This window comes from Nostoc sp. ChiQUE01b (genome assembly GCF_034531255.1).
GTDB lineage: Bacteria > Cyanobacteriota > Cyanobacteriia > Cyanobacteriales > Nostocaceae > Nostoc.
The window spans coordinates 1-15,732 of record NZ_JAVRBM010000074.1 but is presented as its reverse complement, the minus strand read 5'-3'; the positions used below and the strand labels follow the sequence as shown (position 1 = coordinate 15,732).

General features: G+C 40.8%; 14 protein-coding genes. 6 read left to right on the top strand and 8 right to left on the bottom strand.

Annotated elements, in window-relative coordinates; all coding sequences use genetic code 11:
- The first annotated feature begins 58 nt into the window (after positions 1 to 58).
- The 4 genes from RMY63_RS32195 to RMY63_RS32180 all read left to right on the top strand — a co-directional run bounded on the left by RMY63_RS32195 (position 59) and on the right by RMY63_RS32180 (position 2,918).
- Positions 59 to 553, top strand: a complete 495-nt coding sequence (locus RMY63_RS32195; RefSeq protein WP_322732594.1) for a hypothetical protein — start codon at positions 59 to 61, stop codon at positions 551 to 553.
- A 39-nt stretch (positions 554 to 592) separates the two neighbouring features.
- On the top strand, positions 593 to 1,108 hold the full coding sequence (locus RMY63_RS32190) for a hypothetical protein (RefSeq protein ID WP_322732593.1): 516 nt from the start codon (positions 593 to 595) through the stop codon (positions 1,106 to 1,108).
- A 326-nt stretch (positions 1,109 to 1,434) separates the two neighbouring features.
- Complete coding sequence (locus RMY63_RS32185; protein WP_322732592.1) at positions 1,435 to 2,373, top strand: ParM/StbA family protein; 939 nt, start codon at positions 1,435 to 1,437, stop codon at positions 2,371 to 2,373.
- Positions 2,374 to 2,612: 239 nt separating this feature from the next.
- Entirely contained in the window at positions 2,613 to 2,918 is a 306-nt protein-coding gene (locus RMY63_RS32180) for a hypothetical protein (protein WP_322732591.1), read from the top strand.
- Between the two features lie 47 nt (positions 2,919 to 2,965).
- Here RMY63_RS32180 and RMY63_RS32175 read toward each other — a convergent pair whose 3' ends face one another.
- Together RMY63_RS32175 and RMY63_RS32170 are read right to left on the bottom strand one after the other, a co-directional pair.
- Positions 2,966 to 3,808: an SWIM zinc finger family protein gene (locus RMY63_RS32175; RefSeq protein WP_322732590.1), complete on the bottom strand. Its 843-nt coding sequence runs from the start codon at positions 3,806 to 3,808 to the stop codon at positions 2,966 to 2,968.
- Between the two features lie 5 nt (positions 3,809 to 3,813).
- Complete coding sequence (locus tag RMY63_RS32170) at positions 3,814 to 6,993, bottom strand: DEAD/DEAH box helicase (RefSeq protein ID WP_322732589.1); 3,180 nt, start codon at positions 6,991 to 6,993, stop codon at positions 3,814 to 3,816.
- 193 nt (positions 6,994 to 7,186) lie between these two features.
- On the opposite strand from RMY63_RS32170, the gene RMY63_RS32165 reads away from it, so the two are divergent.
- Positions 7,187 to 9,436, top strand: a complete 2,250-nt coding sequence (locus RMY63_RS32165) for an ATP-dependent RecD-like DNA helicase (protein ID WP_322732588.1) — start codon at positions 7,187 to 7,189, stop codon at positions 9,434 to 9,436.
- A 5-nt stretch (positions 9,437 to 9,441) separates the two neighbouring features.
- Here the strand turns inward: RMY63_RS32165 and RMY63_RS32160 are convergent, their stop codons facing one another.
- Positions 9,442 to 9,864 carry an acyl-CoA thioesterase gene (locus RMY63_RS32160; RefSeq protein ID WP_322732587.1) on the bottom strand — a complete coding sequence of 141 codons (423 nt, stop codon included), beginning with the start codon at positions 9,862 to 9,864 and terminating at the stop codon, positions 9,442 to 9,444.
- 306 nt (positions 9,865 to 10,170) lie between these two features.
- Between RMY63_RS32160 and RMY63_RS32155 the strand changes: the two genes are divergently transcribed.
- Positions 10,171 to 11,163, top strand: coding sequence for a hypothetical protein (locus tag RMY63_RS32155; protein WP_322732586.1), 993 nt, complete (start codon positions 10,171 to 10,173; stop codon positions 11,161 to 11,163).
- A 26-nt stretch (positions 11,164 to 11,189) separates the two neighbouring features.
- Here the strand turns inward: RMY63_RS32155 and RMY63_RS32150 are convergent, their stop codons facing one another.
- The 5 genes from RMY63_RS32150 to RMY63_RS32130 form a co-directional block, all read right to left on the bottom strand.
- Positions 11,190 to 11,372 carry a hypothetical protein gene (locus tag RMY63_RS32150; protein WP_322732585.1) on the bottom strand — a complete coding sequence of 61 codons (183 nt, stop codon included), beginning with the start codon at positions 11,370 to 11,372 and terminating at the stop codon, positions 11,190 to 11,192.
- A 107-nt stretch (positions 11,373 to 11,479) separates the two neighbouring features.
- Positions 11,480 to 12,145, bottom strand: coding sequence for a hypothetical protein (locus RMY63_RS32145; RefSeq protein WP_322732584.1), 666 nt, complete (start codon positions 12,143 to 12,145; stop codon positions 11,480 to 11,482).
- Positions 12,146 to 12,491: 346 nt separating this feature from the next.
- On the bottom strand, positions 12,492 to 12,827 hold the full coding sequence (locus RMY63_RS32140) for a hypothetical protein (RefSeq protein WP_322732583.1): 336 nt from the start codon (positions 12,825 to 12,827) through the stop codon (positions 12,492 to 12,494).
- Between the two features lie 160 nt (positions 12,828 to 12,987).
- Positions 12,988 to 14,904: a hypothetical protein gene (locus tag RMY63_RS32135; protein ID WP_322732582.1), complete on the bottom strand. Its 1,917-nt coding sequence runs from the start codon at positions 14,902 to 14,904 to the stop codon at positions 12,988 to 12,990.
- Positions 14,905 to 15,187: 283 nt separating this feature from the next.
- Positions 15,188 to 15,676, bottom strand: a complete 489-nt coding sequence (locus RMY63_RS32130) for a hypothetical protein (protein WP_322732581.1) — start codon at positions 15,674 to 15,676, stop codon at positions 15,188 to 15,190.
- Positions 15,677 to 15,732: the final 56 nt, after the last annotated feature.

Here is a 15,732-nt window from a genome sequence, read left to right as displayed (position 1 = left end):
ATGAAATTAAAGTTTGATAGCTAACGGTGGATTTGAGCTTGTTAAAAATCAACTTTTTATGAAATCTACTAAGCGACCATCTAAACCACCAAAACAACAGGCTCCTGCTCCAACTCAGTCACAATCTAACCCAAATTCTCCTGATAATCCAACGGAACAATACTTAGAGCATCAGCCCGTCTCTAATCCTGATGAGCTACCGCAGCAACACAACGAAGTAGCGATCGCTGACACTATTAACCTGGAGCAACAGTCTAAACCAGCCAGAGCATCAAAACCTCGAACTCAAAAGCCAGAGTTAGGAGAGCAGTTTCAACACATCAAGTTTTTAGACTGTAATCAAGCAGTAGGAAGAGTAATTTTTGAATGCTGGCACTGTCAACAGGGAATCATTAGCGAGTTTAGGGGAGAGCCAATCATGGGAGAGTACAAAGGCAGACCTTCCATTATTCTGGTAAACGTGGAATGCCCTAACTGTGGTAAAACCGCAATCAAGTTGAGTACGACAGAGGTACTATCGACAACCGCAATCCCTTCACCTTGGAAGAAATGATAGTACAGGATATCAATTAAGAATTCTTGGAAAGATATAATGCCAAAGCCGATCTGTTTAACTGCACCGTTAATTGTACTAACAGCCCTAACCCTGGCAAGTTGCAGCACGACTAGTGTTGAGCAGTACGAAGCGACAGCACTGACCAGCTATACATGGCAAGTGAAGTATGCCAATAATTTAACTAATGCACCACAGCCGCGGATTGAAAGCTTTAACACTGCATCAGTACTAAATCGGAATGGATTGAAACCAGCAGGAGCAGTAATCGGGCCGGACGATCAAGGGCTATGGTGGCCGACTTTACCAGCACGCCCAAGTATTGATGAACTAGAACAACGCAAAAAACCTCAAGAAGAGGCAGGTAAACCAGAACTACAGAAAACGGTGAAATATCAAATTACTTATGGTGTGGGTCAGCAACAAAAAACACTACCTACTAACTATGATGTTTATCGACAGGTAGTAAAGGCTTACCCATCCCGGACTCCTTTGCAACTGACATTGGGATTGAATGATGACTTCGTAGAAAAGGCTGAACCAGTTAGCAAATAGTCGTCTAACAAACTAGCCTAGCAGTGATTCTCCTTGTGAGAAAACAAATTCAGCATCTTTAATTAAAAATTATCCATCCTCTGTACAGAGCGATCGCACTTCGCTCCAAAATTGTTTAATCCCCAAATCGATTTTTTTCAAATTTCTAAAAATTAAGTAAACCAGGTAAAAAATCAAAAATTGCAAATAGGTGTCAGATGAAGGCTATATAACCCCTAAAAATAAGAAATTGGTTGTGGGAGCTAAATAGGGGTTAAATAGGTTACAATTAACCACCATTTAGGGTATCCTCAAAAAGTCTTAATTTTATGCCGTAATTAACCCCAATGACGAATATCCACGCACTGCAAAAAATTTTTCCGGCAGGCTTTGACAATGGCTACGGAAGCTTGAAGCTGTTAGTCGATGGCTTTGAAGTTGTGAGAGTTCCCAGCTACATTTCCACAGCAGATATGGAAGACGTTCCAGGGAGAGTGGAATTTAATGGGACAGCATATACAGTCGGTGAATCTGCTTTTCGTGCTGGAAATCATTTTGAACGCAATACAGACAACAATGAAAACAAAATCAAGAATGCTCTGACGACGCTACTGGGAGCATTAGCACATTTGCCACACCGTAAAGCTTGGCATTTAAAGTTAGTCGTCAGCTTGCATGATGTCGCTCTAGCAAAAAACTTAACGCAAGTCCTCAATGGAGAATACCAAGCAATACTCGCAGGCAAACCCTCAGAAGTCAAGGTAGAAGTACTAAAAGTTGTTCCAGAAGGAATGGGAGCATTATTTGGGCGTTCCCTTCCCAAAAAATTAACAGTGATAGATTTTGGCAACGGCACAACACTGTATTCTCGATATACCCAAGGAAAGCGCGAAGTACACACACCTTACCCAGTCGGTGTAGAAGTCCTCATCGATGAGATTGCCCAAAAAATGAAACATCTTAATGGGGGTAAAGTTGGGGACGCATCAAAGGTGCGATTTTGCTTAGAAAACGAACACACCAGATATAGTCGTGACATTGATATTAAAGATGTCTACATGGCTTGTTTTAAGGATTGGTATGAAAAATATTTGAAAAAAGTAGTAGGTATGGCCCTAGATGCCAAACACCAAGGCGATGAAATCTGGGCAATAGGAGGCGGCTGTTTATTGCCAGGGTATAAAAAGCTGTTAGAGAAAAATGGCTTCAAAGTCCTGGACAATCCGGTAGAGGCTAATGCAGTCGGGCTATTAGAGATGGCCAAAGCAATAGTTAACAGGGTGTAGGGTGTAGGGTGTGGGGTGTAGGGAAATGTCATTCTTAAAAGAAAGGGCTTCAAACAAAGACATTATATTTTTCGTACTACCTATGTCAAAATACATATTTCTTTTCATTCTATGTATAAATACAGAGGCTTGTATCCTGTTGTTTGGGGTACTCTTTCTTTCCCTACACCCCACACCCCACACCCTGCCCCGAAGGGGCTAGTTAACAAAAATTCTTAAAAACCCAATAGGATAAAGCCATGCTCAATAATCAAGATAATGTCTCAGACAAAGTACGCATCAGAAATAGTTATCGTCAACGCATAATAGCAGAGGCTAAACAATTAGACAAAAGCTATTTGGAGACGGTTCATTTCATAATTGATTGCTATTTTGCATTCAAAAAAGGAGTGTTGAATATACAGCAACCAACAGCTTATACATCTGATTTTAATGGCATAGATACCAATTCAGGAGCATCTCAACAGAGTGTTTCAAGTGTATCAGCCTACCCTGAACAAGAGGATTCAGGCAATAAAACATTTTTCTTAGACTTTGATTTGTAGATATGAATTAAGCTAGTGTAGTGAGAAAGAGATTGCCGCCCAGTTAGTTAAATCAAGTTTTGATTTTTACTCTTGACACGTTGATAAAGCTCCTCCATAGTTTCGATAAAGGAACTATCTTTTTGCCAGAAAGCAGGAAAGTCTCCTTCCTTCTTAATTAAAATTGCTGGAATGCCAGTATTATTAGGCGCTTCAATAGTTGAGGGCAATCGCTTACTACCTAGCCAAAACTCCCTCAGACTCGGTTTTTGATCGACAGCCCGCTTTTCTATTTTTGTATAGAAAGATTCACTCTTTTGTATGTTAAACTCTTCGGGCTGCGAAAGAGATGTTGATAGTGCTTTACCCAAAGGTGAAGCCACTAATTTTGTTTGAAGTTCTGTTTTAGAGAGTCCGCGCAATTCAAATAGTAAAAATGGATTGGCATCTAATTGAGAAGCTACCAGATAATAGACCCCAGCAATGTGCTTACAGGGATTAGCATAATCTGGGCAAGAACATTTAGTTTTAAAGTCTTTGCTACTATGAGGCAATAAACGTAATCCTATTTGGGCAAAAATTTCTTCAATATTTTCGGGAACTTCATTGAGGAGCAATCGAGAAACAATACTGGCTTTAGAAGCAATCTTGGGAATAGCTTCATTCCACCGCGTTTTGCTAATAGGTGTAATTTCAATGATTATGTTATATGTTGGTTCTTTATAAACTCCAAAATAAGGATTAATAGAGCCTTTAACCTTAGCAGTAATTTTATTGAGTTCAATCTCAAAACTCTTGACTTTACCACCACGTGCATAAGAACGTCCGCGTTGAAGTCGGTTATCGTCGGTAAAACCTTCTAAGGCTTTAATAAAACGCTCACCCCACCAAGTGCGACTAAATTTAGCCATAATACTTACTCCAAAATAGTAGCTTTATTCAAGGTGATAAGTTGTTTAAACGCATAATTATCTAATTCAGTAAGCCAGGATTCATCACTACCAACAACCATTGAAGAAAGTTTCTTTTTATCTTCAATCATTTGGTCAATACGTTCTTCTAAAGTTCCAATTGCCACAAATTTGTGTACGAAAACATTCTTTTTTTGACCAATCCGAAAAGCGCGGTCTGTAGCTTGGTCTTCAACTGCGGGGTTCCACCAACGGTCGAAGTGAAAAACATGATTAGCTTTAGTCAGAGTAATACCAACACCACCTGCCTTTAAAGAAAGCACAAATACAGATGGTTCTGTCTGAGAGTCTTGGAATTCACTAATCATTTGCTCCCGACGCTCCCTAGTAGTACCCCCATGTAAATAGTAAGTATTACAATGCAGATTATGCTTAAGATATTTTTCAATTTGCTCGGCAACTTCGGTAAATTGGCTAAATATCAGGAGGCTTTCTCCCTCTGATATTGCTTCATCTACCATTTCAACCAGACGAGAGAGTTTGTGAGAGCGTTCTGGGAGAAATTCACTAGCATCTTGAAGAAACTGGGCTGGGTGATTGCAAATTTGCTTGAGTTTCATCAAAGTTGAGAGAATTAACCCTTTACGCTGAATGCCTTGGGCTTTTTGTAATTGTTCTTCGACATCTTTAACTACAACTTCATACAGCGATGCTTGTTCTTTTGTCAGGTTAGTGTAGAGTTTTTGTTCAACTTTGTCTGGCAAATCGCTAATAATAGATTGGTCAGTTTTCACTCGCCGCAAAATCAGAGGTTCAACTAATTTCTTTAAAGTAGTTGACTTGACTTTATCGTTATCTTTTTGAATAGGGATTTCAAAAGACTTACGAAACTGTGCTTCCTTCCCCAAATACCCAGGATTGAGAAAGTTAAAAATTGACCACAAATCCAATAAGCGATTTTCAACGGGAGTGCCAGTCAAGGCCAGGCGGTGTTGAGCCGAAAGTTTGAGAATAGCTTTGGTTTGTGCAGCTTTTGGATTTTTGATATTTTGCGCCTCATCTACAACTATGCGTTGCCATTTCAGACTGCTGAGGAGCTTTTCGTCTTTACGAACTAGAGTAAAAGAGCTAATTACTACGTCGTGTTCTTGACAAGCCGCAGAAAAATCTACCCCATTTTGTAGCCTCGTGCTGCCATGATGAACAAGAGTTTTTAAATGAGGAGCAAACTTGGCAATTTCTTTTTGCCAATTGCCAACAACGGAAGTAGGAGCAATTAGTAAAGTGGGTAAAAGGGGCTTAAATGTCTGTTTTTCTTGTACTAATCTCGCAATTACTTGTACAGACTTGCCCAGTCCCATATCGTCTGCTAAACAGCCATTTAAGCCTAATTTTTCGAGATATTGCAGCCAAGCCACCCCACGCTTTTGGTATTGTCGCAGAGTACCTTGCAGCAAAAGCTGTTGTGAAATTGGTTCCAATTGGCTTTTATCTTGCAGCTTTGACATAACTTCTGATAAAGCTTGGTCATGTTCAATTTCCCAATCATCTCCAGCCTCGGCAGTACGTTGCATGAACTCCAGCAAAGTCATCTGCGGTTGCTCCGAACCGTGAGAGTCCCAAAATTGGAGTAGTTGTTGCATTTTATCTCGGTCTAATTCCATCCATTGACCGCGAAAATGTACTAAGGGAGCCTTAGTATTAACTAGTTGTTCCCATTCCTGTGCTGTAACAGTAGCATCGCCAATTGCTAATTCATATTGATACTCCACCAGTGAATTTAGACCGAAATAGCTTCTGGTTTCACCCTTTGTGGGAGTTAATTTTTTGGTTGATGCTTTGAGGCGAATTTTAGCGCGACGGCGCCCAGCCGGAGTGTACCAAGCCGGGACAATAATTTTAAAACCCGAATCTTCTAACACCCAAGCACTTTCCTTGAGGAAGCCAAATGCTTCATCCAAGGTAAGCTGCATTCCGACAGGACACTCTGTTTCTAATCCTTGCCAAAGCTTGGGATACATACGAGCAGCATAGCCCAGGTTCAGCAGTAAATTAGTTTCAAAATCCTGACCATACTCTTTGTGAACGCTAGCTTTGGTTTTTTGATTCATCAACCAATAATCTGCCAATGCTAGCTTTAAAGAAGGGTCTTGTTTACTAGATACCAAAAATTGAATCTGCCAATTGTCTACATCTTGGGCAGTTGGAGAGTGCAGCTGAAAGCACAGATGAAAGGGTAAGTTAGATTGAGTGTGCTGAATTCTGTTTTTCCAAGCCAACCACTGTTGGTATTCGAGTAAAGAAGTTTCTGTTTTTAAGGGATTATATTTGTCTTGATTCAGACAATAGTAAATCAGAGAATCTGCTATTTGTTTATCAAAAGTGGCTGTAGAAATTGTATCAGTTACTAGATTTTGGAGAAGAAATTCGGAAAAATGTCGTAGCAGCGTTTCTTTGTCGAAAAATTCTATTTGTTGCTCTTGATTGTGACTACCCGCTGTGCAAAGGAGTGGCATATATTCAAGATATTTGAGAATATTTACTTCATATTGCTCAGAAATAATCTCCCAAAGAGCATATATCTCAAATTGTTTTGAGGATAGCTCTTTACTTTTGTGATTGCGCGTTTTATCCTTAATAGCTGCTAAGGATCGATATTTTAATGCCGGAATATATTGGTCTTTGAAGATGATTTGTCTAAATGCTTGCGTATAATGATACCAGAAGAGTAAATCTGAGCCTATTTGAAATTCATTTGCATTATAAAGTGCTAAAAAATGAATATCTTTGAGGAGTTTGACAATATTGATTAACTTTTTGCCTTTAGCAGATACGACTGCTTCATAGCAGATGACGTTCCAGTATTGGAAATCTTCATAACTTTCAGGAAATTCAAACTCTAGATACTTAATTAATTCTGGTGAAGGAATGGGCTGATTATTGACAGTCGGCAGAGCAAAAAATTTGGTAGAGATGCGTTCTTTTAATTGTACAGGTGTCTCTTTAAATCCCAGATTCTGCACTAAAAAACTGACTAATTCTTCTTGTGATAAATGTCTAGGATGAATCTGCTGTCGAGTACGGCTTTGTTTAGCCACAGAAGTTTCTATCCACAGATAAAAAGAACCAGATTGAATAAATTCAGTTGTTTGGTCTGGTATCCAGGTGCCGTGAATAACTTGCATCGCATTAATGCCTCTGGATTTGACAGCGGAACTAGTATTTAAGAATTAATGTATCAAAAAGTGTGTGATTTTTTCGTCATTTTGATTTAATATCTCAAGATTCTTGTCACCTGGGTGTGGTTGAGATAGTATTTATGTACTACAAAAAACTTATTTTCTAACTTAAAATAATGTGCGGCATTTTTGATCCCCAATGTCCACCTTCTCAACACCTACTAATCAACCCCTAAACGCCACCCCGCACTACGAAACCATCACAGGGGTAGTCGAACGCCTGACCTTCCACTCCGAGGAATCCGGCTATACCGTAGCGCGTTTAAAGAGTTCACGTTCTACCGACCTCACCACAATTGTTGGGAACTTCGCTAACATTCAACCAGGGCAGACGCTACAACTAACAGGCTTCTGGCGAGAGCATCCGCAATATGGCCCACAATTCCAAGTCACTAATTACAAAGAAACCAAACCAGCAACCCTCACCGGAATTGAGAAATACTTGGGAAGTGGACTCATCAAAGGAGTTGGGCCCGTCACTGCCAAACGCATCGTTGCACATTTTGGTTTAGAAACACTGGATATCATCGAAAAGCAGATTGACCGACTTATCGAAGTTCAGGGCATTGCCAAAAAGCGGATCAAGCTAATCAAGAACGCCTGGGAGACACAAAAAGCCATCAAAGAGGTGATGATATTTCTGCAAAGTCACGGCGTTTCTACAACTTATGCGGTGAAGATTTACAAGCAGTACCAGGACAATGCGATCGCAAAAGTTACCGCCAATCCGTACCAACTAGCAACCGACATCTACGGGATTGGGTTTCTCACGGCTGACAAGATTGCGCGTAACTTAGGCGTACCAACGGATTCTTCCTTTAGATATTGTGCTGGCATTATTCACGCACTGAGTGAAGCAGCCGAAGATGGTCACTGCTACTTACCCCAGCCAGAACTGATCGAGAAAGTCGCAAAATTGTTGACAACAGATGACCATCAGCCAACCCAAGATGCAATCGCTGCAATTATTAAAGAGATGTCAGCTAGAGAGGAGTTAATCAGGGAAAGCGTTAAAGAAAGTTACGGTGAAAGGTTACTACTGTGCTACAAACCAACGTTCTTTCACACTGAGATGAATTTGGCACAGATGATATCTCGACGCTTAAGCCAGCCGATACTACAGGATATGCCTCGTGTTCGAGCTTGGATAGAAAGATTTACAACCAGTCGCAAAATCCAGTTGTCGTCACAACAGCAGCAAGCGGTAGAGAAGGCAGCTTATTCTCCAGTTATGGTTCTCACTGGTGGGCCGGGAGTGGGCAAGACTTTTACCACGCACACCATTGTCAGCCTGTGGAAAGCAATGGGGAAATCCATTGCCTTGGCTGCACCAACAGGCAGAGCAGCACAGCGATTAGCCGAGATGACTCTTTTGGAAGCGAAGACCATACACCGCTTGTTGGAATTTGACCCAAAAACAATGGGGTTCAAGCGCGACCATGAAAATCCGTTGCCACACAACGCAATTATCGCTGATGAAGCATCGATGCTGGATCTGTTTCTGGCACATTCCTTGGTGAAAGCCGTAGCCGAAGGAGCGCAACTATTATTAGTAGGTGATATTGACCAACTACCATCAGTTGGCCCTGGGAAAGTGCTGGCTGACCTAATTAATTCGCTTCAAGTACCAGTAGTACGGTTAACGCAAGTATTCCGCCAAGCCCAGCAGAGTGCAATTGTCATCGCCGCACACCAAATCAATCAAGGGGATTATCCAAACCTAGAGCCGATTAGCGACAATCCCATGTCAGATTGCCTTTGGCATGGTGGAGGACATCAGCCAGAGCATGGGGTACAGGCAATCTGCGAGTTGATTACAGATTTTATTCCCCGGTTGGGTTTTAATTCATCATCTGATGTACAAGTGCTTTGCCCGATGTCACGGGGTTTGGTTGGAACTCGCAATCTTAACGCTGTTTTGCAGCAGTTAATCAATCCCCCTACATCGGGAAAGGTAGAGATTAACCGAGGGGGGATGATTCTGCGGGAGGGCGATCGCGTCATCCAGCAGATGAATGACTACGACCGGGAAGTATTCAATGGGGACTTGGGAACCATCCTGAGTATCGACACGGAAGAACAGGAGCTTACAGTGGACTACGGTGGACGAGATGTGGTTTACGATTATGCCGATTTGAATGAGATTACGTTGGCGTTCGCCGTTTCAATCCATAAAAGCCAAGGCTCAGAGTATCCAGTAGTGATACTGCCACTATATATGCAACATTACATGATGTTGTCGCGCAATTTATTCTACACTGGACTGACGCGTGCTAGAAAATTAGCCATTGTAATTGGCTCGAAGAAAGCAATATCTCTGGCAGTCAGAACTACAGATGACCAACAGAGGTACACTAGGCTGTGGCAGAGGCTCTTGCAGCCGATCTAATAAGCTCAATTAATAGAATTGCTATTATTGCTAGCTGATTTTAAAAATTCTTGTAGCGTTCGCAAAGTTCGCTCTGTGGAATCAATAAATACTACTTGAATGCGGGCTTCAACAGCAACTAGTAAATTCCCTTCTTTGATAACCTCAATTGATTGCCAAAAGTTGGCTTGGTAGAGTGATGGTTGATTTGATTGCTCTAACTTAGTGTTGACAATCACATCTTCCAATATAATTTCCTTACGATAATTAACTTCAATCCGAGCCACAACTGGAACAATTTTCTGTTTAATATTTATCTTATGGTGCTTTAACCAATCCCAACGTCCTGTTTCTAAATACTCCAAAAAGGTAGCATTGTTAACATGACCTAAACTATCGAGATCGTTTGGGCGTACCTGTAGTTTTAAAGAGGTAAGTTCAAAAGTCATTCGTTAGAAACCTTTTATTTTAAATTTAAAATACTAGTTGACTACATATTTAAATTAATTTTTGATAAAAAAATTACAAATGAGAAAAAACCAGCATAGCTTATTTACTGCTGAGACCTTTAAGATATTGTCTTTTCAGAAAACGAGCGACTCAAGCTCCTTTTAAAATTTGCTGACTTTCTTAAAAATTTAAAGATTGTATATTCAAGACCTCGTGCAAAAGGAAGATGCATTTTTCATAAAAAAGAAAAAAATGATACAAAATTATTCAGTATAATAAAAAGTTATATTGATTGATTTTATCCAATGACTTGGTTTGAAACATTAACAGGTTTTTCAGAACAATCCCCGATTCTAGTGAGGGAAAATATGGCTGTTGACGGTGAGGTGTTGAAATCTCATGTAAATGGAAGAGTCATGGTGTGTGGTCAGTTAGAAACACCATCTTTAGCCGAACTGAGAGAACGTGTTCTCTCAAGTGGATATGAAAGGGGAAAAATAACCCTACGTGAAGTAGTAGCCAACGTGCAGGATTTGCATATTAATGAATCCAATGCCAATTCACTGTTTCAGGTAGCTTCTCAGTTCAATTTGCTAGAAATGATATCTCCTGGTGTAACGCCTGAGTATGGTGTAGGAATTTATGAGGATGATTTTACTCAAGGGCCAGCGTGTGCTGTGGCAACGGGCGCAGGCACAATTTATCGAAATTATTTTGTGAGAGTAAATGGGCAAATCGGTCAATCAGCAACAAACCAAATCGATTGCCTCAAAGATATAGGAGCAGCATTAGGAAATCAAGACAACCGTCTTTGGGAAATGAGAAATGGTTATGCTCTGGCATCACGCAGCGGTTTAGTCGAAATTTCAAATCGGCTTGAAGCATCAAGCCAGAGGGAAGTCGATGAATTGCGAAAGTTGCTACGCATCGGTATTCAATGGGATACTCAAGTGACACTTAATGAGTGCAAACACAATGTTTCACAAGCCTATTGTTCTGCTTTACCAGTTGCTTACTCGGAGCATTCTTCTTCTTTGTGGGCGAAATTTGCACAGTTGGTTTTAGAGGCATCCTACGAAGCAACTATTTGTACTGCGATTTTGAATTGGAGAAACAATGGTAATAACCGATTGTTTTTGACGCTGCTCGGTGGTGGAGCATTTGGAAACCAAACAGATTGGATTCTTGCAGCAATTCAACGTGCCTTGAACATCTACAAGAATGTTAAGCTTGATGTAGCAATTGTAAGTTACGGTTCATCCAAGCCTTATATCCAAAAACTGGTGAATCAATACTAGTGATTAAACTTTAGGCTGTGTAATGTTTAATGTATTCGCTTGTTTTCGCTCCAAACAACAAAACTAATACCTAAAACTACGCTCAACCCTACTATAAAACCTAAAGCTCGACCACCAGTTATCAACAGCATAACTAAAAAGCCAAGTCCAACAGTAGCTATTTGTTTGAGCAGAGGAGCCAGTTTATTTTTCATCTGATAAATTTTCATAATTCTCCAACCCAAGGGCAAGATTCAGTATCAAGAATTGAATTAGGCAAACAGCAAATCAATAATTTAATCATGCCAGCCTCTTTAAAAGGTTAAATCAAAAAAAACTATTTGCTTTTTTGATAGTCAGAAAATAAACTATTAAATTTACCAATGATTTGACAATATAAACTGTTATTTTCATAAGTATCGCTAGAATTATTCCATGAATTACAGAGTTTAGGGTTAGTTATTGGTAAAATCAAAACAGAAAGAGCAGTAAATATGAGCAGAAATAGTATTAAATTCCGAACATCCCCGATTAAAGCCCCAACCTCACTCAGAATAGGAAAATCGTATTGATGACGATGTGTAATTACAGTGTCTTTAGTTTTATGAGGTTTGGGAGAAAGCTGGTTTTGTAAGTTGACAATGGATGGAGTATCTAGTTTTATAAGATCCTTTCTCAATAATTCAATTGCTGTGACTAAATCATCTATGGGTTTACCATCTCTGGCACGAGCAACAAGTATTGATTCAAGAACTATCAATCTTGATTTGGAAGTTAATAAAATTGGCATTTGATGGTTAGCTTCATTAATAAACTCTTGTTTTTCTCGGAGAAGCTTGCTAGTTTTCGTATTTTCTAAACATTGCTGATGAAGTTGTGCTTCTCGTTGTGATAGCTGAAAATTTTCAGAGAGACTGTTAAGAAAATTAACAATACTAGCTGCTATCGTTCCATTTGGAGTTGAGGCTGATTTTTGAGATTTGTCTTGATTTTTGTCTTGCATAGTTTTTATCCCGGTAACATTAATTTTGATTTCTATTCCAACCGTCGAATTTATATTTGATCGGAGAATTCTGGAGCAATCTTTCGATTCTCAAACGAATTAGCTCTGGCGGAACCCGTCTAATTTCAATTCATTTTGGATAAACTCATCAATTGAAGTGGCTGTGGTTTTTTCTAAAAGTGCCAACATCTGTTGAGCTTGAGTAAGTGATACACTACCAGAAGAATTAGCTTCGGCGTGAGATTAATATCGATCGCTGGGTGCAGAATTAAGAAACTGTTTGGTATCCCGGAATGAATCTAAGAGTTCAGCTAAACAATTAAAACCAATCTTCAACTACTTCGATTTATTCCCCTTTTTGAACCAGCAATTTCCCAGATACCCCAGCCGTAAAACCCAACCCAATCGCCACCACAGTAATGCTGGGCTTGATAAATAACGTCGCAATTCCAATAACTGCGCCCCAAAGACAGCCATAGCAGCAAAGGATAATGAACTGATTTTTGGGTTTAGCCCTTTCGTCTGATATAGATTCATGGACTATGGCATAATCTTCGAGTTCACCAATGATTTCTGATAAAGAAGCGCCGTACTCTTTTTCCAATCTACAAATAGCCAGCCTGTCTGCCTTAACTGGACTGATAGCTAGTTTTTGTAATGCTGTGGTTAATTTATCGCTCATTCTTAAACTTCTCATGCTTGCACATTTGGGAAAATGTTTAGAAAAATTAAAACTTGCTGGAGAAATAAAAAGACTCTATTTTTAAGCTGTACTTGGAGATGTGAGAATACCGGAACTCAACCGGAACTCAACTAGAACTCAACAGTCAGTATCACGAATGTTACTGCAAAACATTAAAAACGCTGAAGCCATCTTTTTCATTTCCGCACAATTGATTACTCTCAATCAATTGTGATAGAGCATTTCTCAAGCAAAGAACACTCCTTTTATCATCGCCCCACTTGCGGCTGTTTCTGATAGCTGCAAAAGAAGTTGGAGGATTAGCGGTAGCCGCAACGATTGCCACAATTTGGTCTAAATCAGCCTTAGAAATACTACTCTCTTCTACTTCCAGAAATTCCACTTCTTGATAAGGCTTTGAAATAATGGACTCCAAGTGATTAACTGCGTCTGATGGTGCAATTTTCTCGCCTTTAGGTATAACAGTCTTTTGATGGTGTTGAATCAATTCCGGGAAAAACTCAAGTAATGTTCTGGCTGGGTCTGGTTGCCCATTACCTGGGTGTTTGTAAGTCTTTAGCCATTCGGGAATCATGCCCAGATTGCCACCGCTAACAGGTTCTCCAAAGTTGTTAGGGTTGGCTTTGAAATATTCTCCACTAGCAACATTCATTTTGCGTAGACCACCAGCGCTAACCGCTTGAGCTACACAGCCAATAAAGTTAACCGATTGCTTAAAGGTGTCTGCCAGCCCAGCCGTAGCTTTCCCGACCACGCTTGTCAGGTTAGAGCCATGCAGCACGATAATTAATGTACCACCAGATTTAGCAAAGCGACTCAGCAGATATTGAATAGCCCAAGTGCGATCGCTCTCCTCCAACAATGACAACAACCGCATCGCCTCATCAATTACTAGCAGTAAATTTTTATGGGAGTAAGGTTCGCTTCCATCTAAACCCTTAAGAAATTTCAATAAATCACTAGCAACGAGTCGATCAGCCCCATCCGCATCTCGATCGGGATACTTAAGGGCAGAGGTCAAGTTGCAGGCAAAGGGGTAAACGTCCACCCCGGCTGTAAAGTATTGGGTATTCAATCCGGGGTCAAGTGCAGTTGATAATGTTGCTAAGATTGCTGCTAAGGTTCCCTTGCCACCTCGTTGAGTACCAGCGATCGCAATGACTTGGGAACTCATCATATCTTCTACTTGAAAACCACTTTTCGTTAAAGCAGCGATCAGTGCGTTTGCCCTATTAGTCAGAGGCAGATTAATTATAGTGTCTGGTACAAGCCCATCAGAGGAAGATGGCTGTAATTCTGTCTGTCTAGAAAACTCCGCAGCTTGGTTCATCTGACCAATATCTACCTGTGGCGATTGAAACTGCTTGATATCTACGGTAGGTGGTAACTGGACGTTTGCCTGTGCGATCGCACTGATCTCCGACCGATTCACCCGGCTGTCAATTGTCACATCCTGTAAATGGAGAGCCATGCTTTCATAAGTAGGTAGCTGACGACCCTTAAGCTTGCCAAACCAGCCAAACAGAAAGCGATAAGCATAAAAACGTTTTCCTGGTTCAACTTGCGTTAAATACTGGACAATATTTTCAAACTCAGCATGAAGAAAGGCATACTCTTGTGCTGATTGTCGTTCTAGGAATTTAACGGTATTAGCAAGATGATCCGCTTGATAATGGCTCCTAGCATCATAATCCCCGGCACGAGCTAGAGCGTCTATAAAGTTGCCACGTACAAAAGGCAAGGGTGCAATTTCTTTAGTGCGGTTCGAGTGTTCGACAACAAACCATAGCCATGCAGCACCACCAATTAAACCACCAACTAATGCCAGTGGGTTGACCGCATAACAAACTGCTCCAATCCCAGAAGCCAACAAACCAAGTACACGGATCATGTCTGCTTCGTTCTCAGAAACTCGGGCCATTTCAAATAATTGCTCTTTTCTCTCTTGCAGCCATTGGGCAATATTTCCGGCTTCCAAGTGAGACAAGCTAGGATATGATTCGCGTAAATGTTCCGTTTCCTTAGTTGTAATTTTTGGGATATCGTTACTTTGCATAAATGCCTCCCTTGGTAAACGTTGCCGCCCTTTTTATAGTTATTGGTTTTTTGGGCGGTTTCCGTTCTAATCCGAATGCCACGCTTGTTAAGCGCAAACCCTTGATATGGTTGGCTTATGGGTGTGGGGTGTGGGGTTGCAGGTATTGGGGAATTAAGAAGATGTTGAACTCCTTAGCCCAATCCAAATTAAATTGTCTTAAACACTACACCCTACCCCCTACCCCCTACCCCCTACACCCTGCCCTGACGACATTTCATCTTTTCAAGCATGCCATTCCGTTCTAATCCTTTGTCAGTCGCCAAATAGCAAACCCAATTTCACCAGCCATCATTGTGCCAATGTTAAACAAGATACAACCCAAAATCATGAATGGGGCTGTAAATTCAAATGGGTTACGAGCCGCAAAGGTGGTGACAATATCGAATGCCCAGACCGCAATCACAACTAGCCCTGCACTAGAGCGATCGCGTATACCTGCGGTCTTGTAGTCCGCCCAGAGTTGGCCTACCAAGTCAATCTTGCCACTAGGCTTAGTTTCAAGGTCATAAACCATGTGGTCTTGAAGTTCCCGTCGTGCGGAATCTGGGTTCTTACCTCGTAGGGCGTGGGCTTCGATTACCTGAACACCCACAGAAATCATGAATGCCAGGTAAAAAAAAGGGTTGAACAGTGCAAACGGTACATTTAGCCAATTCCAAGTCGGCTCAAACCAGGCAAAAACAGGTGGGCCTTGAAAGATTAATTGCCAAGTTGAATCAGCACTAATCATGACGTGAGTTCGACGGAACTAAAAAATGGCAGGAGGTAGTGCAGGCAAATCTTTTG

Bases quoted from the DNA above. Each gene is read 5' to 3' on its own strand.
- RMY63_RS32150 (WP_322732585.1), bottom strand. From the start codon at position 11,372: ATGAAAATTTATCAGATGAAAAATAAACTGGCTCCTCTGCTCAAACAA.
- RMY63_RS32165 (WP_322732588.1), top strand. From the start codon at position 7,187: ATGTCCACCTTCTCAACACCTACTAATCAACCCCTAAACGCCACCCCG.
- RMY63_RS32185 (WP_322732592.1), top strand. From the start codon at position 1,435: ATGACGAATATCCACGCACTGCAAAAAATTTTTCCGGCAGGCTTTGAC.
- RMY63_RS32140 (WP_322732583.1), bottom strand. From the start codon at position 12,827: ATGAGCGATAAATTAACCACAGCATTACAAAAACTAGCTATCAGTCCA.
- RMY63_RS32170 (WP_322732589.1), bottom strand. From the start codon at position 6,993: ATGCAAGTTATTCACGGCACCTGGATACCAGACCAAACAACTGAATTT.
- RMY63_RS32130 (WP_322732581.1), bottom strand. From the start codon at position 15,676: ATGATTAGTGCTGATTCAACTTGGCAATTAATCTTTCAAGGCCCACCT.
- RMY63_RS32155 (WP_322732586.1), top strand. From the start codon at position 10,171: ATGACTTGGTTTGAAACATTAACAGGTTTTTCAGAACAATCCCCGATT.
- RMY63_RS32160 (WP_322732587.1), bottom strand. From the start codon at position 9,864: ATGACTTTTGAACTTACCTCTTTAAAACTACAGGTACGCCCAAACGAT.
- RMY63_RS32190 (WP_322732593.1), top strand. From the start codon at position 593: ATGCCAAAGCCGATCTGTTTAACTGCACCGTTAATTGTACTAACAGCC.
- RMY63_RS32175 (WP_322732590.1), bottom strand. From the start codon at position 3,808: ATGGCTAAATTTAGTCGCACTTGGTGGGGTGAGCGTTTTATTAAAGCC.
- RMY63_RS32195 (WP_322732594.1), top strand. From the start codon at position 59: ATGAAATCTACTAAGCGACCATCTAAACCACCAAAACAACAGGCTCCT.
- RMY63_RS32145 (WP_322732584.1), bottom strand. From the start codon at position 12,145: ATGCAAGACAAAAATCAAGACAAATCTCAAAAATCAGCCTCAACTCCA.
- RMY63_RS32180 (WP_322732591.1), top strand. From the start codon at position 2,613: ATGCTCAATAATCAAGATAATGTCTCAGACAAAGTACGCATCAGAAAT.
- RMY63_RS32135 (WP_322732582.1), bottom strand. From the start codon at position 14,904: ATGCAAAGTAACGATATCCCAAAAATTACAACTAAGGAAACGGAACAT.